Consider the following 23,021-nt stretch of genomic DNA (forward strand, 5'->3'; position numbering starts at 1 on the left):
CCTGCCGATGATCGCGTCATTGCGCTCGAAAGAGGCTCATCTTCAGCTCGTATCAGTCTTCGCACGGTTCAGAACCAGCAATGGTTCCGCGCCGCAGGCGGCTCCGACTCTCGAGATGGCGGAGGCATGACCTGCAACTGAGATGATCCATCGGGACAGGCAACTCTCGCATGAACCCGGTTGCATTGCTGCTCATCTCTAATCGTGTTGCATTGCATCTCGTCTCTATTCATTATGTGTTTAGGTATTTCTATTCTGGAACAATCTCGATGACGCTTGAGGACAAGATCGCGGCGGCCAGCGGGCGGCCCACTGGATTTGACTACCTCAGACTGGCTCTCGCTTTGAGCGTAGTCGCAGTGCATATTTTCCAGACCGGTTTGGGCGACGAGGCAGCTAACGCCTTTTTTCCGCCTGCCGTTCGCCCATTCGCAGCCTGCATATTGCCTATGTTTTTCGCACTGAGTGGTTTTTTGGTAGCCGGAAGCTTGGCGCGAACGTCTACCCTGGTGGAGTTTTTTGCACTTCGTATCATCAGGCTTGCGCCCGCGCTCATCGTCGAAGTTCTTTTGAGCGCGTTTCTGATCGGGGCGTTGTTTACCGCGCTACCGCTCTCCGAGTATTTTTCGCATCCGAGATTTTGGGCTTATCTCCTGAACATCGTTGGATGGATCCATTTCACGCTACCTGGCGTGTTCCTGGACAATCCGCGGCCGAACATGGTCAATCAGCAGCTTTGGACAGTCCCGTGGGAGCTGGATTGCTACATCGTGCTCGGAGCTCTTGCGTTTGCAGGCTTGAAGAAAAGCAGAGCGTTGCTGATCGTCGCAATCGTCGCAGCTCATCTTTTCGCGGTGTTTTGGTATAGCTTTCATGAAGCAAAGTCGCCCTTGATCGCCAAGGCCGGAGTGTTGCCGATATCGTTCCTCGTCGGCGTCCTGTTCTATTTCTACGCCAGCAAGATCAAGTGGTCTTTCGCGCTGTTCGGCATTTCCGTAGCGGTGATGTATCTCTTGTTTCGACTTCCCAATGGGGACCTTCTCGTAGCCTTGCCGGCGACATATGTCACAGTGTTCCTGGGCGTTGCGAATCCCGCCAGGAATCAGGTCGTGCTCAGCGGAGATTATTCTTACGGCATCTATCTGTACGGATTCCCGCTCCAGCAGGCTTTTGCCCATCTATGGCCAGGTTTGAACCTGGCATCTGCGGCCGCGATCGTCATGACCGTCGGTTTCGCAGCCTTTTCGTGGTGGTTTGTCGAACGTCCGGCGCTGGCTGCCAGGAAGCTCATCAAGAAAATCAGATGGCCTGAACGACTGCGCTATCAGCGCCAGATCGTTCAGCAGTCTGATTGAGCGCCGATCACCGGTCTTCTTCACACGCTATACGATTGCCGAGATCGCAATCGACACCGGATGCGCCGGTCGAGGTGAGGAATGGCGACCCTCATGCGCGGCGGAAAGCTGAAGTTGATGCTGTTGCGGCAGCTTTCGCCGCTCGCCGAGAGACCGGCGCGGCAACGGTCGTGCGGCCGCGCTGAGGTCGTTTTTTCTGTCGTCCCAAAGACGCGCCGGCAGGCGAACCTGCCGGCGTGCTTGTCCGTGTCAGACGAACAGGAAGTTGCCGTGATCGAGCGTCGTCGAATTCACGTTCTTCAGCAGGATCGAGTCTGTCGTCGAGAGCTGGATCAGCGTGTCCGAGCCCGACTGCGAGACCTGCAAATGGCTGTAGTCGGCCACCAGTGATTTGAGAATCTCGATCGTGTCGTGGTTGGACGCTGTTCCGGCGTGGAAGCTCTTGATCTGGTCGTTGCCGCCGCCGAACATGATGGTCGTGGTGCCCGGCGCTGCGGAGAAGACGTCGTTGCCGGTTCCGCCGTTCAGCGTCAGTCCCGTGCTCACCGCGGTGACGGTGTGGGTGCCGTCACTGTTGGCAACGTCGATCGAGAGCAGCGAGCCACCGGAATTGTAGCTGTCGTGCTCGACGGCACCCGGCAGGCCAGAGAGCTTGAACTTGAAGATGTCCGAGCTGCCATCGGCGTTGTTGAGGGTCTCGGTCGTCTTGACCCCGGTGCTGTCGTAGACATCCGTGACCTTGCTGCCGTCCGATTTGAGAGCTTGCGTGTAGTCGAACGTGCCGTCCGCGTGCGAACGTTCGATCAGGGTCACCGCGCTCGAGGCGTCGAGATGCTGATGCTCCGTGACATAGCTCTTGCCGGTGATGTTGTACGAATAGTTGTCGTGGGTGCCGTCGGCATTGTTGATGTACGCCTTGGTCTTGACGCCCGACGTATAAAAGGTCGTCGAATTCGACCCGTCCTTGTTCAGAACGTAGTCGCTGGTCAGACTGCCGCTGCTGTCGAACAGCTTGGTGTCCTTTGTGCCGTCGGCGTTGACGACGTAGATCGACGTGGCCAGTCCGTTGGCGTAGTTCGAGGTCGTGACGTCGCCGCCCGCGGTCTTGACGACGTGCTGGGAGACGTCGCCGGTCGAATTGTAGGCGTCCGTCGTGGTCGATCCGTCGGTGCCGTTCAGGATCTCGCTCGTCTTGTGACCGGTGCTGTCGTAGAGGTCGGTGACCTTGCTGCCGTCGCTGTTGATGACCTGCTTGTAGGCGAGGGTGTCGTCAGCGTGGAGGCGGGTCAGGATCGTCAATGCACCGGCAGCGGTGGTGTGCTGCATCTCCGTCGTGTAGCTCTGGCCGGTGATGTTGTAATAGGTGTTGTCGTGGCTGCCGTCGGCGTTGGTGACGTAGACCTTCATCTTGACGCTGGCCGTATAGACCGTGTTCGAGGACGAGCCGTCCTTGTTCTGGACCAGGTCGCTGGCGAGCTTGCCACTGGAATCGTACAGCTTGGTGTCCTTTGACCCGTCGGCGTTGACGACATAGACCGACGCCAGCAGCGAGCCGCTGTAGTTCGTGGTGGTCGTGTTGCCGGAGTTGGTCTTGACGATCTCCTGCTTCAGAACTCCGGTCGATGCATCGTAGGTGTCGGTGGTCGTGGCCGACGAGGTGACGGTGACGGCCGAGGTCTTGTGACCCGTGGAGTCGTACTGGGTCGTGACCTTGCTGCCGTCGCTGTTCAGCACCTGGCTAGAGGCCATCGAGCCGTCGGCGTGGGTGCGGCTGACCAGCAGCAGGCTTCCGCTGGGGTCGATGTGGTCGTGCTCGGTCGTGTAGGACTGGCCGGTGATGTTGTAGTAATAATTGTCGTGGCTGCCGTCGGCGTTGGTGACATAGACCTTCATCTTGACGCCGGCCGTATAGACCGTGTTCGAGGACGAGCCGTCCTTGTTCTGGACGAGGTCGCTGGCGATAAGGCCGTTGGCGTCGTAGAGCTTCGAGTCCTTTGACCCGTCGGCATTGACCACGTAGGCCGACGCCAGCAGCGAGCCGTTGTAGTTCGTCGTGGTCACGTTGCCGGAGGTCGTCTGCACGACCGTCTGTTTCAGCACGCCGGCGGTGGTGTAGAAATTGGTCGTGGTGTTCGTCGACGTGACGGTCACGACCGAGGTTTTGTGACCCGTCGAGTCGTACTGGGTCGTGACCTTGCTGCCGTCGCTGTTGAGGACCTGGCTGTAGGCCATCGTGCCGTCGGCATGGGTCTGGCTTATCGACAGCAGCTTGTTGTTCGCATCGAGATGATCGTGCTCGCTGGTATAGGACTGGCCGGTGATGTTGTAGGAATAATTGTCGTGGCTGCCGTCGGCATTGGTGACATAGACCTTGGTCTTGACACCCGCCGTGTAGAACGTGTTGGAGGACGAGCCATCCGTGTTCTGAACGGAGTCGCTGGTGATGACGCCGTTGGAATCGTACAGCTTCGAGTCCTTGGAACCGTCGGCGTTGACCACGTAGACCGACGCGAGCAGAGAGCCGTTGTAGTTCGTGGTCGTCACGTTGCCGGTGGTCGTCTGCACGACCGTCTGCTTGAGCACGCCCGCCGTGGTGTAGAAGTTGGTCGTGGTGTCCGTCGACGTGGCGGTGATGACCGAGGTCTTGTGGCCGGTCGAGTCGTACTGGGTCGTGACCTTGCTGCCGTCGCTGTTGAGCACCTGGCTGTAGGCCATCGTGCCGTCGGCATGCGTTCGGCTTATCGACAGCAGCTTGTTGTTTGCATCGAGATGATCGTGCTCGCCGGTGTAGGACTGGCCGGTGATGTTGTAGTAATAATTGTCGTGGCTGCCGTCGGCATTGGTGATGTAGGCCTTGGTCTTGATGCCGGCCGAATACAGCGTGTTCGAGGACGAGCCGTCCTTGTTCTGGACCATATCCGCGGTGAGATTGCCGCTGGTATCGTAGCTCTTGGTGTCCTTGTTGCCGCTGGCCGAGAGGGTCACGTCCTGGACGAGCTTGCCGCCGCTGTAGGCCAAATTATCCGATGAACCGTCGGTGTTGACGGTGACCTTGCTGGTGATGACGCCGCCCGTGAAATTGGACGTGCTGGTCGAGAGCAGTTTGGCCGCGGAGTCGTAGACCTTGGTCACGCTCCAGGTCGAAGTGGAGTTGGTGACGGAGAACTGATAGCCGCCCTGGATGGCTGCCAGCGCAGTCGCGTAATGCGAGATCATGTAGCTCATGGTCGCTTCCGAAGCGACCGGAAGGACATGGGTATCGGTGAGCGTGATGGTCTGAAGCGAGCCTGAGGCGTTCAGATCGGACATCTGCGACACGATGTCGGCGGCGGTTCCGCTGACGTCGGTTACCGCGGGTGGAGCTGAGCCGCCGCCTGCCGGAGCGTCGATCTCGATGATCAGGGGATGATCCGTGACCGGAACCACGATCTGGCTGACGTCGGTGTAGGTGGCGATCGGCGAGGTGCCCTTTAACGGGTCGTAAACGCTGATCAAATGGTGGACGCTACCCAGATTGATGGTGACGGAATTGGTCGGATTTGCGATCTCGGTGTCGGTGGCGTCGTTCCAGATCTTGGGCTCGGCCCAGACCACCAGCTCGTAGGCGCCGTTGCTCTTGCCGAGAACCATGCTGTTTCCGGTCGCCGGCATTCCGTCGAGCGTATAGTTCAGCGAGGCAGTCGGCGTGTGGCCGCCCTTGCCGTCGTCGGCCAGGATGGTCGTCAGATTGTGGATCGCGGTCGCTGCGAGCTTCGGGGTTCCGTCGCTGTTGAACAAGCCGTAGTGCGACTCGGGGTTGGACGGATCGTTGTCCGCCGAAGCGTCGAGCAGTTGATAGAGATAGGTGGTGCTGACGCCGTCCTTATAGGCATCGACCAGCGTGTTCAGGATCGACTTGGCCTGCACGTTCTCGTCGGCGCCAATATAAGGTGTGTCGCTCTTGGTGGTGTAGCCGGTCTCGGTGATCACGACCGGATCGCTGCCCGTGACCGACTTGGCATTGGCAAGCAGGGCCTGAAGGGCGGCCGCGGGCGTCAGGCTTGTGCTGACATAGGCGTGGGAGTTGGCGTAATCGGTCGCTCCGGAGAGGTCGCCGAGCTTTACGTAATCGGTGGAGTCGTTATAGCCCAACGACAGGTTGTAAACCGAAATCTTGCTGAGCGTGGCGTCGGCCTTGATGGCGTTGTAGTAGGCGGCCTGGAATTGCGCCGCGACCTCGACGGTCAGGGTTCCGTTCTGGCTGAACGCATCGACGTTGACTTCGTTGAGGCCCTCGAGCGCGATAATGCTGCCGGGATGGCTGGTCTCGAACGCCTTGACCGAATCCAGATAAGCCTGAAGCGCGGAAGCACCGCCGGCCGGGACATTCGACTGAACCACGAAGTCGAAAGTGTAGCCGTCTTTCGCAAGTCCATCGAGGATCGGTTGTGCCGACGGGCTCGACGCGAGTCCGTCGCGCAGCTTGGTGACGCCGAGATATTTGAGGTCGTCCTCCACGAGGGCGAGATTGTTGTAGCCCCCCCACGAATAGCCAGTGTGGGTATTGACGCCGATGGAACTAATGAAGGTGCTCGCCGACAGGATCGTCTGATCAGGTGATGCGGTAGTCATCGGAATTCCAAAGCCTTTTCTGGAGCGCGAGATTTCGTTGCCGCTTGTATCTGTCGTATCGGCCAATCTCTCTTTTTCGAGTTGGTGAGATTGGTAAAAATAGACGCACCGCGGAGATTCTCTCCACCGAAGCGTCTCGCACGGTGCGGGCCAGCGAACGAATCTGCTTGGACTGATTGATCTGTGAATCACCACGCCAATGTGCTGTCAGCGTGACGTCGCGATGGCGATGCAACGACGATGTTCGATCGATGTTGTGCCGCTGCTCAATCGAAGCGCATTTGCTTGTTGCACAGGCAGCATCGAGCTCGATTGCGTTAAGCGGCATTAAGACTCTGGCCAGAGCAGATCGAATTGCCTAGAAGCGGGGTGCCGTAAAAACACGGGCCGAACTTTCGAATGTGACAAATGTTCTGGCGTTGAAGGCTCGACTGGAGTCTTCCGAAGTTTCCCGAGAGCCGCGAGGAGTCAGAGATCGGATGCGATGGAACTTTCTGCGGAAGATCAGTGCGCTTCTTTTTGTCGCTGTGACGAGCGCGTCGGTGCCGTCGTCTGCCGAGGCGCTGGAGTGGGGCCTGAACGGACCTTCAGCGATGCGCAAGGATCCCGAGCCGTTCTTTCGCGTGATGAAGGAGCGCGGCTTCACCGTGCTCAGATGGGGCGTGAACCTGACGAAGGACAACGAGCAAACGGGAGGTCCGGCGTTCGCGAAGACGAACCAGCTGGCCAAGGCCTACGGAATAAGGCTGCAACCGATTTTCGGCTTCCCGTTCCGTTGGGGCGACCGCACCGATTCCGGCCTGTATCCTGCCGGGGATCGCGAGGCTCTGTATCAGCAGGGATACAACCGGACGTATGCATTCGTGAAACAGTTCAAGGATGAGATCGACCAGTGGGAGCTGGAGAACGAGATCAATCTTGTTGCCCGCGACCGCAACGACAAGCGCCTCTTCGGCAGCGGAATGAGCGCCGCGGAATTCGAGATGCCGGCCATGGAGGATTGGGCCGCCGTGCTGCGCGGAGCGTCCGACGCGATCGACCGGATCAATCAGGAGAGCGGACTCCATCTGAAAAAGATCCTGAATACGACGTCCACCATGTTCGGCTTTCTCGATTTCATGGAGGCGCGCGGCGTTCACTACGATCTGATCTCGTACCATTACTATGAAGTGTTGGGACAGGATCCGCATCACGCCTGGAACGGCTGGAACCCGCGCTTCGACCTGTTCAAGAAGCTCGCCTCCTATCGCAGGCACGTCCTCTTCAACGAGGTCAATTGTGGCGAGATCTACAAGCCCGATTACGGCAACGCGCCCGGGGATGCTGCAACCGAGCGTTGTCTTCAGAATTTGAACGGCATGCTAACGGCCATTCGAGATCAGAAGGACGTTGTGGTCGACAGCGTCAACATCTACCAAATCGTCGATGAGCCCGGCAAGAAACCTCCGGAAAACCGCTTTGGCCTGATGTACGATCTGAACCGGCCGAAGATCGCGCTCTATCTCGTGTCACGCTTCGCCGGAGGCAAGCTCACTCCGGCGGAAGCCGCCGAACTCCAGAAACGGGGTTTCTGAAGCGGCTTTGTCGGCCGGGCGCGGCGTCGCAGATCCGCAACGTCAATATGTCGGGTGCGCATCGCTGGTGCATGATCCGGAAAAGTGCGAAGCGGTTTTCCGAAAAGATCATGCGCAAACAACAACCTAAAGCGCGATGACGATTCATCCCAATCTCATCGCGCTTTAGTGCGGGCAAACAGCTGGCACGGCACGAAATTTGCCGCTAAGCACTGGTTAATGTCTCGTTTGATTGAACGGAGTAAGGCCATTCCCATGCAAGATCCCGCCCCGAATGTGATGTTTCTGGTTGAGGTCGTGAATTGCAATGACGGGATTGCATCCTATTGCGAGACCCTGGCCACGGGATTGCACGCCCGGGGTGTGCAGATCCACCTGGTTTCCGGCGCCGTGCGGTCGGACGAGAAATCGGAATACAAGCGCCAGAAGCTCGCCGCGGCCGTCAAGGAATGGCACGTCGTCCCCGGACTTCGGAAGCTGCCTTCGCTGTCGATCTTCATGCAGCTGTTGAAGCTGATCCGGAACAACAACATCACCGTGATCAACGTCCACGGGCTCGGCATGCTGATGTGGGGCAGGCTGCTGTCGCTGCTCACCGGCGCGCGCTGCGTCGCGACCTATCATCCCTCGGTGCTCGGGAACATCGAGAAGGTGCAGAACGCGCCGCAATCGACCTTCAGCCCGGTCCAGGTCCTGTTCTTCAACCTGTTCTTTCCCCACACCCTCATCCTGATGTCGGAGGAGTCGCTCGAGCATCTCAAGCGCTACGTGCTGTTCGGCAAGAACCGGATCGCCAAGGTCTATGGCGGCGTTGACACCGCGCATTTCCGTCCGCCCTCCGATGCCGAGCGCCGCGATGCGCGTGCGAAGTTCGGCGTCGCCGAGGGTGAGTTCATGTGTCTGCTGGCAGCCCGTCTCGCCTGGGTGAAGGGCCACGATCTCCTCATCAAGGCGGCGCGCAAGATCCGCGACAGCGCTAGTCCTTCGCCGATCGACATCAAGTGCTACTTCGTCGGCAGCGGCGGACCCGAGCGCGAGAAGGAGATCAAGTCGTTTGCCTACGCCGGTGCAAAGGACAAGGACACGTTCAAGTTCCTCGGGTTCATGGGCGACGTCCGCGAGATCCTCTGGGCCGCCGATGTGTTCGCGCTGCCGAGCCGGTTCGAGGGCTTCCCGCTCGGCGTTGCCGAGGCCATGGCGACGGGTCTGGTGCCGGTGCGGACTCCGGCCGGAGGTGCTTCGGATCAGATCATCCAGGGGCAGACCGGTTTCATCGTGCCGTTCGAGGACGTCGATGCGCTCGTCGGTGCGCTCGAGAAGTTGGCTGATCCCGCGACGCGCGCCGTGCTGTCGCGCAATGCCCTGGCACGCGCCCAGCAATATTTCGGTGTCGGGCCGATGGTCGACGAGACCCTCAGGATCTACGGTTTGATCGGCGATGCCAGCGGCAATTCGCTGGCTCACGCGGTGAAGGTTTAGCTGCGCGCCAAGGCCAGCAGATCGCCTCGCCACGTCACCAGGACGACGGCGAGGCCGGCAAAGGCGATCTTTCCAGTAAGCCAGAGCAGGGAATCCGACGGAGCAGCCGCGAGCGCGGCGATCGCGGCTGCCGCGACGGTTGCCTCGACGATCAGCAGCCCTCGCGGTGCGGCCCGGAACCGGATCAGCGGGCCGCTGGCGAAGAGGATGACGAGCGCGGTGGCCAATGCCGCGCTCGCGATTTGTCCGGCAACCGATATGTGCAGCAACGCGCCGATCGTGGAGGCCGCTGAGACCAGCACCAGCTGGCATGCCGCGACCACCACCAGCCGCGTCGCGGATTTGGTCAAATGCGGCACGATCGCGAGTGTGGCCTGAAGATGGGTGTGGAAGAAATAGAAGAGCGCCGCGACCGGCGCTGCACCTAGAAAATCGACCAGCAGATCGGCCGGGACGAACAGGTGCGCCGCATCGGGCAGAAGGCCGATCAATCCGCCCAGCATCACGATCGTCGCACACAGGATGAAATCGAGCATGCGGGCAGTTGCTCCGCGTGCTTCGCCGTCGACGCCGCGTTCGAACTGGACGACGACATTGGGATAGAAGACGGTGTGAATGGCGGCGACGAGAACGGAGAACGGCCGCTGCAGGAGGTCGATCGCCATCGAGAAGCCGGCGGCTCCCGTCGATTCTCGCCCAAGCGTGGCGATCACGATCAGGCGCAATGTGACGGGGACGGAGAGATGAATGACGGAGGCGGCCGCGGCCATAACGCCGTAGCGGCAGAAATTGCCCCAATCCGTCAGCATGGCGTGTCGCGACGGTCGCCCGAGCGAGGTGCGATGCACGATCAGGCTCACGAGCAGCACCGCGCCGTAGCCTGCAGCGATGCCGCACAGCGTTGCCGCGGCGCTGCCATAGAGCTGCGCGGCCGCGACGGCGCCGGCCAGAAGCACGCTGGCGCGCAGGATCAGCAGCGCTGATGCCGTCGCCAGCCGATCGGACACGCGCACGATCATGAAATACAGGTCGGTGGCGCCTTGCAGCACCGCCATCGCCAGCGCGAGGGCAACGACGCTTGTCTCCAGCGTACCCACCAGCCCCGCCACGCTGCCGACGAGCAGCAGAACCAGCGCACTGAGCAGTCCCGCCGCGAACAGCGAGAAGCGCAGGCGCGCGGCTTCCGCGCCGGACGCGGCGGCGAGGAAGCGAACGCCGGCCAGCTGCAGCCATTCGAACACGAAGACGCAGAACAGCTGGCTCGTGGCCAGCGCCAGCGAAAACGAGGTGTACTGGGCCGGAGAAAGGATATGGCTGACGGCGAAGATCAAAATGATCGCGGTCGCACTCTGGTAGATATAGCTGCCGAATGCGAGCAGGCTGATCATGTCTGACGATGCGTGAGAGAACACACGGCGGGATGGTTGAAGGGCGTTGGCGGCATCGCGGTCCGCCTCTGCTAGGTCCGAGCCATGCCGCGGCCGCGTATGAGCTGGTCGAAGACGTTGCGATAACCGGTGACCACGTCGTCAAAGGCCCATTTGTCGATACCGGACTTCAATCGTCCGCTCATCTCCGCGATTTGCTGGGGCGCTTCGACGATCGCAGCAATGCTCTTGGCGATCGAGGCCGGATCGGGCGACGTCAGCCAGCCGGTCAGGCCGGGCTTGATCGCTTCCTGAATGCCGCCGAACGGCGTGCCGAGCAGGGGCTTGCAGGCGGCCTGGGCGTCGGCGACGACCAGCGGGCTTGGATCTTCCCAGACCGAGGGGACGACCACGACGTTCACCTGTTCGTAAAACTGCTTCGGCTGCACGAAGCCGAGAAACTCGATCCGTGCATTCGGAGCCAGCTCCTTGATGTGCTTGCGCTGGCCCTCGGATGCGTGCCCCGCGATGACGAGCCGGATGCGCTCGGGCGCAATCGTCGCGATAGCGCGAACGAGATTGTAGATGCCCTTCTCTTCGGTCAGCCGGCCGATGAAGCCGAACGTGACGGTGCCGTCGACTTTGGTCGCCTCTTCGCTGCCGACGTCGGCCGTCGAGGCGTTTCGAATGACGATCTTCAGCGGTGTCTGCGTAAAGAGACCGAGCCGGGTATGGATGTCGAGAATGCGCTGGCTGACGCCGACGACGGCGTCCAGATGTCTCGTCGCGCCGCGGCGGCGAAGCGTCAACAGCTGGCAGCTCATGCAGCTCGCCTCGCAGGCATGCCCGTCCGAGAAGCGCGAGCAGCGCGGGCAGGTCAGATAATAGTCGTGAAGCGTGTGCAGGACCGGAATGCCCATCTCTGCCGCAGTCCGCCACACGGCTGTCGTCAGGCCGGAGAGATTGTTGGAGTGCAGGATATCAGGCTTGAAGGCCTTGATCCTGGCCGCGACGATCTCCGACATCTGCTGCCAGTCCTCGATCGCGTGCCAGATGCCGCGCACCGGCGCGCTGTGCTGCTTGGCGAAAGGAAAATAGATGTTGCGCACGGGCGCCGAATACACGTCGATGCCGTTGCAGCTCTCCATCTGCTGGTTCGGTGCGGAGGCCGCGCGGATCACTTCCACGCTGTCGTTCTGCCCGACCAGGGTCTCGGCGAGGCGGCGGACAAACGTTTCCGCGCCCCCGACCACCTTAGGAGCCAACGGCGTCGGATAGAGGGATGACGTGATAAGGATCTTCATCGAAAAGGTCTGTCCAGCTACCCTGCCAAATGGCTTCTTGAAATCTCCGTTTCGGCTTATTGCCGGTTGGTTCGATTGTTATTCAAATAGACGTCCAAATATTGTCCTGTCACTGAATCCGCTGAGAACCTTTCGGCAAATCCGGGCTGGGGAGGCCGCGCAATCTTCCAGTGTGATCTCTCGTCGAGGGCCTTCAGCATCAATTCTCCCAGTCGTCTATGATCGTTGGGCTCGTAGGACCCAACCATGTTGGAAAACCCCGCGATCTCGGGAATCCCTCCCGCTGTAGAACAAATAGTCGCCCGGCCCGCGTTGATGCTTTCGATCAGCGTTCGCGGCAGCGGCTCCGGCCAGACCGAACTCACCAGGCAGACGTCGATGCTGGCATAGAATTCGGCTGCCTTGGCGAAGCCAAGCCATTCGACATTCCCTCTGCTGCGGCTTTTGAGCGCCCGCACGTAATCCTCAAGTCCCTTTCCGGCAATTTTCAGTTGCCAGCCCTCGGCAGGAAGCTGCTCGGCGGCCTTTAGAACTACTTCGATACCTTTTTCAGCCTCGATCCTGCCGATGAACCCGAATATCAGATCATCCGAGCTCGAAGCTGGTGAAGGCACCACCGAGCTTGGATCGGCGATGTTGAAGATGACCCGACCGTCGGTGCCGGGGAAATATTTCAGCCTGGTGTGCTGGTCGAGCACGAACTGGCTGTTCGAGACCACTGCATCGACCATGCGCGAGGCCAGCAGATAGGGCGAGGTCATGGTCGCGCACAGTGTGCAGCGGTGCGCACATGTCGCGTCCCCGCGAAACAAGGTCGAACGTTTGCAGAGCAGGGAATAGTCGCGCAGCGTATGCACGATGCGGATGCCGCGCCGCTTGGCCTGCGACCACAATGAGACCGAAAATCCGGTGAGGTTGTTGGTGTGGACGACTTCGGGCTTTTCTATGTCGAGAATTTCGGCGAAACGCGCCGCGGATCTGCGATTCCATGTGTCCTGCAGATGCCACTTCAGGCGCTGCACCGAGGATGGCTTCCTGTCGTTGCCGAACGGCCAGTAGTCGTTGTCCAGGGGCATACGGTACACGCGCACACCCTTGAGCTCGTCGATGGTACGATCCTGCTTGTTTTGAAGGCAGACCACCGCAACCTGGTGGCCGCGCTGGACCAGCGCTTCTGCGAGCAGCGACACGGACACTTCGGCTCCGCCGATGATTTCGGGCGGATAGAGCGTGTTAACGATCAGTATTTTCAAGGGTAGCCCCGAATTCAGCAGCCCGCCGCAGCGTCAGTTCGATGGCCGGATTTCGACATCCGGCACGGCCGTGCCCTTGACGCTGACAAGCAACGGCGTCGTCGACAACGCCGTCCAGGCACCGGCGGCAGGGCCCGGCGCTTGCTGACATACATAGCTGATCTCGGCATTAGGTTCCGCATTTTTTAATCGAACTTCGAAGCGCTTCGACGGCGTCTCCGACCACAGCGCCAGTTTCGTTTCCGATCCACTCTCACTTCGGATCTGCACGACGCCCGGCGCTGGTATGGTTCGCGTTGCCTTCAGGCTGCTGCGGATGAAGGCCCAGCTCTCGCGAATGGAACAGACCGCGGGCTTCGGCGAATTGTCGAAATGATAAATGCCGAAATTGTCCTCGAGTTCGCCGGGCTTCGTTCCGCTGTCCTTCAACTCGTACAGCCATATCCCCTTGAGCCAGGAACCTGCGGTCGAGGCCCAGAGGATGATCTGCGCCATGTTGTCGGCGGCAAGCTGCTCGGTCACGCCGCATTTCGCAGTTGGAGTCGGCCAGCCCGTTTCGGTCAGATAGATCGGATAGTCGGGATTGCCGGTCGCCTTTGCGACGCGTTGATGAAGTGTTTCCAGCCGCTCGATCGCTTCCGCCGCGGTGCGCCCGGCTGGCGCAGAGCAATGGTTGTAGATGTGGATGGACATCCCGTCCGCGATGCTGAGCAGGTCGGTCTTCAGCAGCGCATCGGTCCATTTCCAGCCCGGATCGTCGCCGAGCGCGCCCACCACGAAGGGCGCGGACGGCACCGCCTGCTTGACCGCGGGCTGCACCAAATGCGCGAGCGTCACGTAATTTTCGACGGTGAATTGCGGCTCTGCGCGTGCTCTGAGGTTGTACTCGTTCCACAATTCGAAGATCGGCTTCCGCATCGCGACCGCTTGCGCGGCTGTCGCGGCATAGCTGACGAATCGCTCGCGCGCTTCGTCGGTCGTCGGCGGATCGGAGTTCGGGACGAGGTGATGGCCGGCCCCGAGAATCAGCAGCGGGATTGTGCCGCTGGTCCTGATCTGGGTCTCGAGGCGGCCGTTCAGGGCATTGAAGCCGAGCCGCTTGCCGGGCAGCTCGAAATCCGACCAGGGGAAGTCGTCGCGGAACGAGGTGACCCCGAGCTCCTTGATCTGCTTGATGGCGATCGAAGGGACGTAGCCGCGGGCGCTGGTGATGCCGCCGAGGCCCTGGTGCGTGCCGACGCCCAGCAGGAAGCGCTGGTCGAGTGGCTGCGCATTCTGCGCGCTGGCAGGATATGAGAGGCCGGCCGCGACGCAGAGCCCGCACATCAGAACCTGGAAACGACGAGTTGCGCGTTTCCTCTTTTGCTCGGTCACGCCTGTATCCACTCCTGCTCGCGTCAACCCGGCAGGGTTATTCCTCTTCTGTGGCCCCAATAGGGTGAAGCAACCATGTCGGCGCGCTCCTGAGCGAGCGCGCCGGGTTGGGCTATTTGGAGTTCACGACCACCGAGCTGATGTTGTCCGCATTGGTGGTCGCCGCGTTCAGCGGGTTCATCAGCTTGATGAACTCGGTTGACGGCGATTCCGCCACCGAAATCACGTCATGATCGCGCATCCGGAACGTATCCGCCTGGAACCAGCCGTCGGGCTTGCTCATGTCGAACTTGTAGACGGCGGGGACGGTCTTGGTCGGGAATTGGGATACGCCGACGCCGATCTTCTCCAGCAGCGGCTTCGGCTCGAAGCGATAGACGTAGATCGACTTGGAGTCCGCGCGATTGCCGTCGAGGCCGCCTGCCTTCGCGATGGCTTCAGCCAGCGACATGTTGTCGTTCTCGAACGAGAAGCGGCGGTTGTTGGTGCCGCCGATCGAGCCCGGAGACGGCGTCGAGCCGAACACCATGTAGACGCGCGGAATGCGGGTCAGGAAGACCACGTCGCCCGGCGCGAGCAGCGCATCCTCGTTGGGGTTGTGCACCACCGAGGACATCGTCTCGCTGTAGGTGCGGCCCTCGCGCTTGATCGTGATCGTGCTCTCGTAGGACGGATATTTCGGGCCGCCGGCGCGCGCGATCGCGCCCATCAGGCGAATCCCGCCCGGATCGACCGGAAAGCGCAGCGGCGAGTTGACCTCGCCGAGCACGCTGATCTGGTTGCCGCGCTGTTCGGCGACGCTCACGACGGCCTGCGGGTCGATGGCGCGGTCCTTGAGGCGCTCGCGGATGATGTTCCCAACGGCGCGCGGCGTCAGCCCCGCGACCTTGATCGCACCGGCGTACGGAATGTTGATGTTGCCGGACTGGTCGACCTGCTGGCGCGGAATGTCCACGAAGTTGCCCGGCCGCACGCCCGCTTCACGCGGAATGAACAGGCCGCCAGCCTGCGCTTCGTACACGGTCACGGTGACGATGTCGCCGATGCCGATCGTGACGTCGCGATAATTGCCGCCGGGAAGGCGGGAGAACATCATTCCGGAGGAGTCCGTGAAAGCGTTGGTCGCCTGCAGGATCGCCGGATTGACCGGCATCAGCGCATAGGCGAGCGGCGCGGTCGGCTCGGTGATGAGCGCAGCATTTGATTGCGTTGTGACGGCATCAGGAGCGTCTAACGGAATGAAGCCATTGCAACCCGCCAGGGAGATGCCGATCGCAGCAACAGCCAGGATTCGGCTAATCCCGAAATCAAAATTAAAACGTTCGGTCTTAGCCACCAGAATTCCCTCGTACTCATCTAAAATCGGAATCACCGTACAAATCCCATGCTGCAGAGTCACTGCTACCTCTTCGACTTTATGGTAAAGCACTTATGGCTGTGACCTTATTGCCACTCGTGAACCCGCATACACGCGCGAATTGCTGTTTAATTTTTGTGCGCTACGTCCTCTTTAATAAGCAGTTCGCAAACCAGACACACACGTGTCGGATCGACGTCACGATTGAGGCGGCGATCGAACTTGTGAGCAGCGCGCGGCGATGGACCTGCATCAGCGACGGCATCGTCGCGAGATGATATCGCCGTAAACTTCAAGTGTTGGATTCGCTTCCGAGTTACTTGGCGTTGTACTTTCGTCGTCCTGCTGCGGACTAGGTGCTCGGGCTGACGTCTCGCCGGGGTATCGGATCAATATTTCTGCGACGGGATTCCACCTCCGTTAACGCTTAGATTCGGAAGCTGGCGTCGCGCTGGTGTCCGTAAGGTCTTCCTAAATCCCGATCCGGCTAGTGGTCGGTCAATCAATAAGGAAGGCTAAGACGATGTTGCACGCCGGATCATTGCTGTTCGCGGCCGGTTTTCTCATCTGCGCGATGGTCGTCATGTTCGCGATCGCGTGGTCGTTCTCGGACAACCGCGTCATCGACGCCGAATTCGCGCAGGATGACGCCCGCCGGCTGGCCTGATCGGCCGGTCGCTACGATCGCAGATTGTTCGGGAAGTCGGATTGCAACTCCGCCTGCTGCCCGGATTCGCTGATCCGCATGTGCAGGACGTCGGTATAGACCTCGCTGAGGGTGCGGTGGGTCTGCTCGATGTCGTAGAGACGGGTGAAGCGCTCATATCCGGCGCGGCCGACCGCAGGCAGGTCCAGCCCGGTTGCGCGTTGAAAACCTTCAACCAGCTTTTCGGCCGAGACCTCGTCGCACAGCACGCCTGTCGCGTTGTCTTCGACGATCTCGGGCAGCGCGCCGATGCGGAACGCGATGATCGGCTTGGCCGCCCGCATCGCCTCGATCGCGACGAGGCCGAACGCCTCCCAGCGTGAGGGAATCGCGACCATGTCGGCCTGGTCGAGCTCGGCCTCGATCTGGTTGCGGTTCATCCAGCCCAGAAACGAGACGTTGGCGGGCAGGTCGCTTCTGCGGAATTTGCTGACGACGGAAGCGCCGATCAGGCGCACATCGAGCTTGTCGCCGAGCGCGCGCGCCGCCTCGATCAGGAGGTCATACCCCTTCTGGCGGTCGAGGCGTCCGATGAAGAGGACCTTGATCTTGTCCGACCGCCACGGCGCGGCGCCCTTGTCGAGCGCGGGGCGCTGCCTGGAAATCCCGTTGTGCACAAGAGCGAGGCGATTTGCCGCGATTCCGACCTGCTTCGCGTCGGCCTGCTCGCTTTCCGAGATGCAGACGATGCGATCGGTGAATTTCGACAGCACGCGCTCGGTGAACTTGGTGACCTCGCGGCTGAGGCGGCCGGTCTCGCGGCCGAACGCCCAGCCATGCGGGCAATAGACGATGCGCGAGCGCCGGTAAGTCAGCCACAGCACCGGGCGCACCACGAGGCCGGCGAACGACGAGTGCAGATGGATGATATCGGGCCGAAGCTGCCGGACCGCGCGCATGGTCGCAAACAGCATGCGAAACAGGCCGATCGCGTTGCGGCCGTCGCGCGGAAACGTGGTGACGGCCTCATCCTCGATGTTCACCAGGTCGCTGCGATGGTCGGACGGAACCACATAGTTGACGTTGCCGTGCCCGAAGCTCGCGCTCTGATGCGGATGCAGCTCGTTAAGGTAGGTTGCGATGCCGCCCCTGACCGTTTCGGCGACATGCAGAACTTTCAGGCCGCTGGACAACGGTCAATCCTTTCTTGTCGTGCAGACTCCAGATCTGGCAAACGCACGTCTAGTGCCTCTAAGCAGCAATAATTGGGCCGCGTCATCGTGTCGGGCCGGACGCGGGTTTGGCGAGGAATTCGAGCATCGCCGCGGCGGACTTGGCCCAGGAATATGTCGAAAGCCGCTGCCGCTGTTTTTCTTGTTCCGCAGGCGAAATCCCGCCGAGTTCAATTCTTTCGCGCATCCGTGCAGACAACTCGCCTGCGTTGAGCGGGTCGAAATAGACCGCGGCATCGGCGCAGGTCTCGCGCACTGCGTCGGCGGAACTCGCGATGACAGGACAGGCAAAGAACATCGCTTCCAGCGGAGGCACGCCGAAGCCCTCATAGAGGCTCGGAAAAACGAAGGCTGCAGCTTGCGAGAACAGCGCCGCGATCTCCTCGTCCTTCAGGCGCCCGGCGATGACGATCCCGGCTTTCTGCTCGGCAGCGCCGCCGCCAAACACCTTGCTGTTGTCGCCGCCGACCACGACCAGCGGAAAATCGGCGCGGCCAAGCTGCTCGGCCGCACGAATGGCGGTGTCGACGTTCTTGTTCTTCGTCATCGACCCGACGAAGAGAAAGAACCGATGGGGTGCAAGACGCAGCTTCTCGATGATCGAGATATCAGGCGTAATAGTCGCGAAATGTTCTGCACTATTCGCGATGACGGGGATCGATGCCGGATCCAGCGACAGCACTTCGGCAAGTTCGTTGCGTGAAAACGCGGAAACTGTTGCGATCGTTGCTGTGCGCGCCAGCAGATGGCCGAGCGTCCGGTGCAGGGCGAGGTAGCGCCAGCTGAAGAAGTCCGGCCGCCTGAAAACCTGCGCGTCGTGAATCACGACGAGATGATCGCGGTGGAGCACGGGGCCGGAATTGGCGAGGCTGACGAGGCGCGTGCCGGCGGCCGCGCGCGCCAGATCGATCTGGTCCCAGGCGTGGCCTTGCAACGATCCGACCTGCTTGATGGTGATGCGGCGAAGACCGGGAAGCGTCTGCGCATTCAGCGGCGCAAGGATCTGCCACTCTGCATCCAGCAGTTGCCGCGGAGCCTCTCCGCTCGCGAGCAAACGGTCCATCGCCTTGACGATTTCGGCGGCGTATCGCTGCACGCCCGTAAGCGATTGTGACAGGAACCTGCCGTTGATGGAGAGTTTCAAATTCGATCTTTTTCTTTGCGGGTTCTTGCGCGTGCCTTGCGCGAGCAATGCCTCAAGACTGAGCATGCGCGACGAATATACGTTCTATGACGTGTAGCACAGTTGGCGCTATCGTCAGAGCATCCTCGCAGGCGGATAGCATGCGACGATGCATGGCGCCATCATGTTTCCTACACATTTCGATGCGCTTACATGGAGCGCTGATTTGATGATTGTCGCAATCGTCCAAACCTTGCCTCTGTTGTCCTGGTCTGGCATTGCAATCGCGGAATGAACGAGGTGACAACTTTGCGGCCAGTGATCGTGACCGGTGCAGCCGGCTTTATCGGAATGCACGTTTGTGAACGGCTGTTGGCGCGCGGCGAGCAGGTCGTTGGCATCGATGCGTTCACCCCGTATTACGATCCCGCGCTGAAGCGTGCGCGCCTCGCAACGCTCGAGCATCGTCCAGGTTTCAAATCCTACGAGATCGATCTCGCAGACTTCGCTGCAGTGACGCGCGTTTTCGACGAGGTCTCGCCCGATCGCGTCGTGCATCTGGCGGCGCAGCCCGGCGTGCGTGCCTCGATCGACGATCCCATCACCAGCATCCGCGCCAATTGTGACGGCTTCGTCACCGTGCTCGAAGCTGGCCGGCGCCATGGCCTGGCGCATCTCGTCTACGCCTCGTCGAGCTCCGTGTACGGCGCCAACCGCACCCTGCCGTATTCGACCGAGCATTCGGTGAATCATCCCGTCAGCCTCTATGCCGCCAGCAAGAAGGCGAACGAGCTGATGGCGCATACGTTCGCCCATGTTCATAAGCTGCCGGTGACCGGCCTTCGCTTCTTCACCGTCTATGGTCCGTGGGGCCGGCCCGACATGGCCGCCTGGCTGTTCACGCGCGCCATTTTCGCAAATGAGCCGATCAGGATTTTCAATAATGGCGACATGTGGCGCGACTTCACCTATGTCGACGACATCGTCGAGGGCGTGATCCGCACCCTCGATCGGCCCGCGGCACCGAATCCCGCGTGGAATGCGGAAGCGCCGGAAAATTCGTCGAGCTATGCGCCGTATCGCGTCTACAACATCGGCAACAACCGCTCGGTCAATCTGATGGAGTTCGTCGAGACGCTGGAGAAGATCATCGGCAAGCCGGCAATCCGCCAGCTGCTGCCGATGCAGGCCGGCGACGTCCTGGAGACGCGCGCAGACATTTCCGCGCTCCAGCGCGATGTCGGCTTCTCGCCGTCGACGTCGATTGCGGACGGCCTCGGCCGCTTTGTCGCATGGTATCGAAAGTACCACGGCGTCTGATCCCGCGATCGACGGTACCCGGCGTGCCGCCCGGGAATGCCGGTTCTTATGCTGGTTCTTGCGCTTTTGGTGGCCGCCGACCTTGTCAGCGGGCGCGAACGGTGGTTATCCGTTCCCTGAACATCTTTCCCGGGAACCGGGCGCAGGCCCAAAGCTGAGTGGATCATGTCTGAGCGGATCGCTCTCATCACCGGCGTGACCGGCCAGGACGGCGCCTATCTCGCCGAATATCTGCTGTCGCTCGGCTATGTCGTGCACGGCATCAAGCGGCGCTCGTCCTCGTTCAACACCGCGCGGGTCGATCATCTCTACCAGGACCCGCATGTCGGCAACGTGCCGTTCCTGATGCACTATGGCGACATGACGGATTCGACCAATCTGATCCGCCTGGTGCAGCAGATCCGGCCGACCGAGATCTACAATCTCGCCGCCCAGAGCCACGTTGCCGTCAGCTTCGAGAGCCCGGAATACACCGCCAATGCCGACGGCATCGGCGTGCTGCGGCTGTTGGAAGCAATCCGCATCCTCGGCATGGAGAAGGAGACGCGGTTCTACCAGGCCTCGACCTCCGAGCTTTACGGCCTCGTGCAGGAGATCCCGCAGAAGGAGACCACGCCGTTCTATCCGCGTTCGCCCTACGGCGTCGCGAAACTCTACGGCTACTGGATCACGGTCAACTACCGCGAAGCCTACGGCATGTTCGCGAGCAACGGCATCCTGTTCAACCACGAGAGCCCGATCCGCGGCGAGACCTTCGTCACCCGCAAGATCACCCGTGGCGTGTCGCGCATCGAGGTCGGGCTGGAGCAGACTCTCTATCTCGGCAATCTCTCTGCCAGGCGCGACTGGGGCCATGCGCGCGACTACGTCGAAGGCATGCACTTGATGCTGCAAGCCGACAAGCCCGACGATTTCGTGCTCGCCACCGGAGAGATGCACTCGGTGCGCGAGATGGTTGAGCTGTCGTTCGCGCAGGTCGGCCGCCGCATCACATGGCGCGGGGCGGGCGTTGATGAGACCGGCATCGATGAGGCGAGCGGCAAGACGGTCGTGAAGATCGACCCGACCTATTTCCGTCCGACCGAGGTCGATCTCCTCGTCGGCGACGCCAGCAAGGCGCGAGACGTGCTCGGCTGGAAGCCGAAGCGGAGTTTTGCAGAGCTCGTCGCGGAGATGATGGCGAGCGATCTGGCGCACGCAAAGCGGGATGCTGGCAGTGGCAAACGCACTGTTTGAGCTGAAGGGCAAAAGCGTCTATGTCGCCGGCCATCGCGGCATGGTCGGCAGCGCGATTGCGCGCCGGCTCGAACGGGAGGACGTCAAGCTCGTCACGGTCGACCGGCGTGAGCTCGATCTCTGTAACCAGGCCGCGGTGTTCGACTGGTTCGCGAAGGTGCGGCCGCAAGTGATCTTCCTGGCCGCCGCAAAAGTCGGCGGCATCGTCGCCAACGACACGCTGCGTGCGGAGTTCATCTACGAGAACATCGCGATCGCGGCGAACGTGATCCAGGCCGCGCATCAGAACGGCGCCGAGAAGCTGATGTTTTTGGGCTCGTCCTGCATCTATCCGAAGCTGGCCCCGCAGCCGCTGCGCGAGGATTCGGTGCTGACGGGTCCGCTGGAGCCGACCAACGAACCCTATGCAATTGCAAAAATCGCCGGCATCAAGATGGCGGAGGCCTATCGCAGCCAGTATGGCAGCGACTTCATCAGCGTGATGCCGACCAATCTCTACGGCCCCGGCGACAATTATCATCCCGAACTGAGCCACGTGGTCGCTGCCCTGATCCGCCGCTTCCACGAAGCGAAGGTTGCGGGCGCGAAGAGTGTCATCGTCTGGGGCACCGGCACGCCGCGGCGCGAGTTCCTTTATGTCGACGACATGGCGGATGCCTGCGTGCACCTGATGAAGACCTATTCGGGTGCGGGACTGATCAACATCGGCACCGGCGAGGACATCACCATCGCCGAGTTCGCGCGTGTTGTGGCCGAGACAGTCGGTTACGGCGGCGAGATCAGCTTCGACACCGCGCGTCCCGACGGCACGCCGCGCAAGCTGCTCGACGTCAGCCGCCTCGCAAAGCTCGGCTGGCGTGCCACGACCTCGCTCGAGGATGGCTTGAGGCGTGCATACGCGGCGTATCTATCGCATATGTAGAATGCAACAAATGCATGTCGCGTATTTCAGGCGTTGTCCGCAACGCCTGTTACGCGCGGCGGCTAAGGTTTATTCAGTTCGCTCTGCAACTTGCCCTAATGTTGGGCGAGCGGTCGGATAGAGAAATGGTCTAGGGTGTTCAGCGGAACATCCGTCTTCAACGGAAAGAGTTTTTCATGCGAATCGCGATGATCGGAACGGGCTATGTCGGACTGGTGTCCGGAGCCTGCTTTGCGGATTTCGGTCACGACGTCATTTGCGTCGACAAGGACGAGAAGAAGATCGCGGCACTTCATCGCGGCGAGATCCCGATCTACGAGCCCGGCCTGGACGAATTGGTTGCGGCCAATGTGAAAGCCAAGCGGCTGGAGTTCACCACCGATTTGTCGAAGCCGGTTGCGGATGCCGATGCCGTCTTCATCGCGGTCGGCACACCATCGCGTCGCGGTGACGGTCACGCCGATCTGTCCTATGTCTACGCGGCCGCGAAAGAGATCGCGCAGTCGCTGTCCGGCTTCACCGTCGTAGTGACCAAGTCGACTGTCCCAGTGGGCACAGGCGATGAGGTCGAGCGCATCATTCGCGAGGCCAATCCCAAGGCCGACGTCGTCGTCGCCTCGAATCCCGAGTTCCTGCGCGAGGGCGCGGCGATCCGCGATTTCAAATTCCCCGACCGCGTCGTGGTCGGCACCTCCGACGAGCGCGGCCGCAAGGTGATGGGCGACATCTACCGCCCGCTGTCGCTGAACCAGGCGCCGTTGATGTTCACCGAACGCCGCACCGCCGAGATGATCAAATACGCCGCCAACGCGTTCCTCGCGACCAAGATCACCTTCATCAACGAGATCGCGGACCTCTCCGAAAAGGT

17 protein-coding genes are annotated in these 23,021 nt (G+C 61.0%); 8 read left to right on the top strand and 9 right to left on the bottom strand.

From position 1 onward, the window contains the following. Nucleotides 1-170: 170 nt before the first annotated feature. Complete coding sequence (locus tag BMW89_RS32290) at nt 171-1,355, top strand: acyltransferase family protein (protein ID WP_092034224.1); 1,185 nt, start codon at nt 171-173, stop codon at nt 1,353-1,355. Nucleotides 1,356-1,604: 249 nt separating this feature from the next. Here the strand turns inward: BMW89_RS32290 and BMW89_RS32295 are convergent, their stop codons facing one another. After that, complete coding sequence (locus tag BMW89_RS32295; protein WP_092034227.1) at nt 1,605-5,966, bottom strand: hypothetical protein; 4,362 nt, start codon at nt 5,964-5,966, stop codon at nt 1,605-1,607. Beyond that, nucleotides 5,947-6,294 carry a hypothetical protein gene (locus BMW89_RS37575; protein ID WP_143062867.1) on the bottom strand — a complete coding sequence of 116 codons (348 nt, stop codon included), beginning with the start codon at nt 6,292-6,294 and terminating at the stop codon, nt 5,947-5,949. The genes BMW89_RS32295 and BMW89_RS37575 overlap by 20 nt, the downstream gene beginning before the upstream one ends. 73 nt (nt 6,295-6,367) lie before the next feature. On the opposite strand from BMW89_RS37575, the gene BMW89_RS32300 reads away from it, so the two are divergent. Further along, nucleotides 6,368-7,540 carry a glycoside hydrolase family protein gene (locus BMW89_RS32300; RefSeq protein WP_244547745.1) on the top strand — a complete coding sequence of 391 codons (1,173 nt, stop codon included), beginning with the start codon at nt 6,368-6,370 and terminating at the stop codon, nt 7,538-7,540. Nucleotides 7,541-7,795: 255 nt separating this feature from the next. Beyond that, on the top strand, nt 7,796-9,019 hold the full coding sequence (locus BMW89_RS32305; protein ID WP_092034233.1) for a glycosyltransferase family 4 protein: 1,224 nt from the start codon (nt 7,796-7,798) through the stop codon (nt 9,017-9,019). Here BMW89_RS32305 and BMW89_RS32310 read toward each other — a convergent pair. The 5 genes from BMW89_RS32310 to BMW89_RS32330 form a co-directional block, all read right to left on the bottom strand. Continuing rightward, the gene (locus tag BMW89_RS32310; RefSeq protein WP_092034234.1) at nt 9,016-10,407 is read right to left on the bottom strand and encodes a hypothetical protein; all 1,392 of its coding nucleotides are present in this window, start codon (nt 10,405-10,407) and stop codon (nt 9,016-9,018) included. The two genes, BMW89_RS32305 and BMW89_RS32310, sit on opposite strands and share 4 nt — an antisense overlap. 71 nt (nt 10,408-10,478) lie before the next feature. Beyond that, nucleotides 10,479-11,690 (bottom strand): glycosyltransferase family 4 protein, encoded by a 1,212-nt coding sequence (locus BMW89_RS32315; RefSeq protein WP_092034236.1) that lies wholly within the window; start codon nt 11,688-11,690, stop codon nt 10,479-10,481. Nucleotides 11,691-11,746: 56 nt separating this feature from the next. After that, nucleotides 11,747-12,943, bottom strand: coding sequence for a glycosyltransferase family 4 protein (locus BMW89_RS32320; protein ID WP_177196480.1), 1,197 nt, complete (start codon nt 12,941-12,943; stop codon nt 11,747-11,749). A 33-nt stretch (nt 12,944-12,976) separates the two neighbouring features. Continuing rightward, nucleotides 12,977-14,269 (bottom strand): glycoside hydrolase 5 family protein, encoded by a 1,293-nt coding sequence (locus BMW89_RS32325; RefSeq protein WP_177196487.1) that lies wholly within the window; start codon nt 14,267-14,269, stop codon nt 12,977-12,979. 160 nt (nt 14,270-14,429) lie between these two features. After that, nucleotides 14,430-15,653: a polysaccharide biosynthesis/export family protein gene (locus BMW89_RS32330; protein ID WP_244547746.1), complete on the bottom strand. Its 1,224-nt coding sequence runs from the start codon at nt 15,651-15,653 to the stop codon at nt 14,430-14,432. A gap of 544 nt (nt 15,654-16,197) precedes the next feature. Between BMW89_RS32330 and BMW89_RS38215 the strand changes: the two genes are divergently transcribed. Continuing rightward, complete coding sequence (locus tag BMW89_RS38215) at nt 16,198-16,341, top strand: hypothetical protein (RefSeq protein ID WP_177196481.1); 144 nt, start codon at nt 16,198-16,200, stop codon at nt 16,339-16,341. An 11-nt stretch (nt 16,342-16,352) separates the two neighbouring features. Here BMW89_RS38215 and BMW89_RS32340 read toward each other — a convergent pair whose 3' ends face one another. Then, the gene (locus BMW89_RS32340) at nt 16,353-17,513 is read right to left on the bottom strand and encodes a glycosyltransferase (RefSeq protein ID WP_092034246.1); all 1,161 of its coding nucleotides are present in this window, start codon (nt 17,511-17,513) and stop codon (nt 16,353-16,355) included. A gap of 82 nt (nt 17,514-17,595) precedes the next feature. Next, the gene (locus tag BMW89_RS32345) at nt 17,596-18,696 is read right to left on the bottom strand and encodes a glycosyltransferase family 4 protein (RefSeq protein ID WP_177196482.1); all 1,101 of its coding nucleotides are present in this window, start codon (nt 18,694-18,696) and stop codon (nt 17,596-17,598) included. A 270-nt stretch (nt 18,697-18,966) separates the two neighbouring features. Between BMW89_RS32345 and BMW89_RS32350 the strand changes: the two genes are divergently transcribed. The 4 genes from BMW89_RS32350 to BMW89_RS32365 form a co-directional block, all read left to right on the top strand. After that, on the top strand, nt 18,967-19,995 hold the full coding sequence (locus tag BMW89_RS32350; RefSeq protein WP_177196483.1) for an NAD-dependent epimerase/dehydratase family protein: 1,029 nt from the start codon (nt 18,967-18,969) through the stop codon (nt 19,993-19,995). Nucleotides 19,996-20,160: 165 nt separating this feature from the next. Continuing rightward, on the top strand, nt 20,161-21,231 hold the full coding sequence (gmd, locus tag BMW89_RS32355) for a GDP-mannose 4,6-dehydratase (protein WP_092034249.1): 1,071 nt from the start codon (nt 20,161-20,163) through the stop codon (nt 21,229-21,231). After that, the gene (fcl, locus tag BMW89_RS32360) at nt 21,203-22,153 is read left to right on the top strand and encodes a GDP-L-fucose synthase (RefSeq protein WP_092034252.1); all 951 of its coding nucleotides are present in this window, start codon (nt 21,203-21,205) and stop codon (nt 22,151-22,153) included. The genes gmd and fcl overlap by 29 nt, the downstream gene beginning before the upstream one ends. Nucleotides 22,154-22,329: 176 nt before the next feature. Then, nucleotides 22,330-23,021, top strand: a 692-nt coding sequence (locus tag BMW89_RS32365; RefSeq protein ID WP_143062868.1) for a UDP-glucose dehydrogenase family protein, incomplete at its 3' end; no start/stop codon positions are given.

The organism is Bradyrhizobium sp. OK095 (assembly GCF_900109945.1).
Lineage (GTDB): Bacteria > Pseudomonadota > Alphaproteobacteria > Rhizobiales > Xanthobacteraceae > Bradyrhizobium.

What these genes read in the sequence shown, in the direction of transcription:
- BMW89_RS32325 (WP_177196487.1), bottom strand. Translation starts at nt 14,269, where the DNA reads ATGTGCGGGCTCTGCGTCGCGGCCGGCCTCTCATATCCTGCCAGCGCG.
- BMW89_RS32305 (WP_092034233.1), top strand. Translation starts at nt 7,796, where the DNA reads ATGCAAGATCCCGCCCCGAATGTGATGTTTCTGGTTGAGGTCGTGAAT.
- BMW89_RS38215 (WP_177196481.1), top strand. Translation starts at nt 16,198, where the DNA reads ATGTTGCACGCCGGATCATTGCTGTTCGCGGCCGGTTTTCTCATCTGC.
- BMW89_RS32295 (WP_092034227.1), bottom strand. Translation starts at nt 5,966, where the DNA reads ATGACTACCGCATCACCTGATCAGACGATCCTGTCGGCGAGCACCTTC.
- fcl (WP_092034252.1), top strand. Translation starts at nt 21,203, where the DNA reads ATGCTGGCAGTGGCAAACGCACTGTTTGAGCTGAAGGGCAAAAGCGTC.
- gmd (WP_092034249.1), top strand. Translation starts at nt 20,161, where the DNA reads ATGTCTGAGCGGATCGCTCTCATCACCGGCGTGACCGGCCAGGACGGC.
- BMW89_RS32290 (WP_092034224.1), top strand. Translation starts at nt 171, where the DNA reads ATGAACCCGGTTGCATTGCTGCTCATCTCTAATCGTGTTGCATTGCAT.
- BMW89_RS32350 (WP_177196483.1), top strand. Translation starts at nt 18,967, where the DNA reads ATGAACGAGGTGACAACTTTGCGGCCAGTGATCGTGACCGGTGCAGCC.
- BMW89_RS32310 (WP_092034234.1), bottom strand. Translation starts at nt 10,407, where the DNA reads ATGATCAGCCTGCTCGCATTCGGCAGCTATATCTACCAGAGTGCGACC.
- BMW89_RS32315 (WP_092034236.1), bottom strand. Translation starts at nt 11,690, where the DNA reads ATGAAGATCCTTATCACGTCATCCCTCTATCCGACGCCGTTGGCTCCT.
- BMW89_RS37575 (WP_143062867.1), bottom strand. Translation starts at nt 6,294, where the DNA reads ATGCCGCTTAACGCAATCGAGCTCGATGCTGCCTGTGCAACAAGCAAA.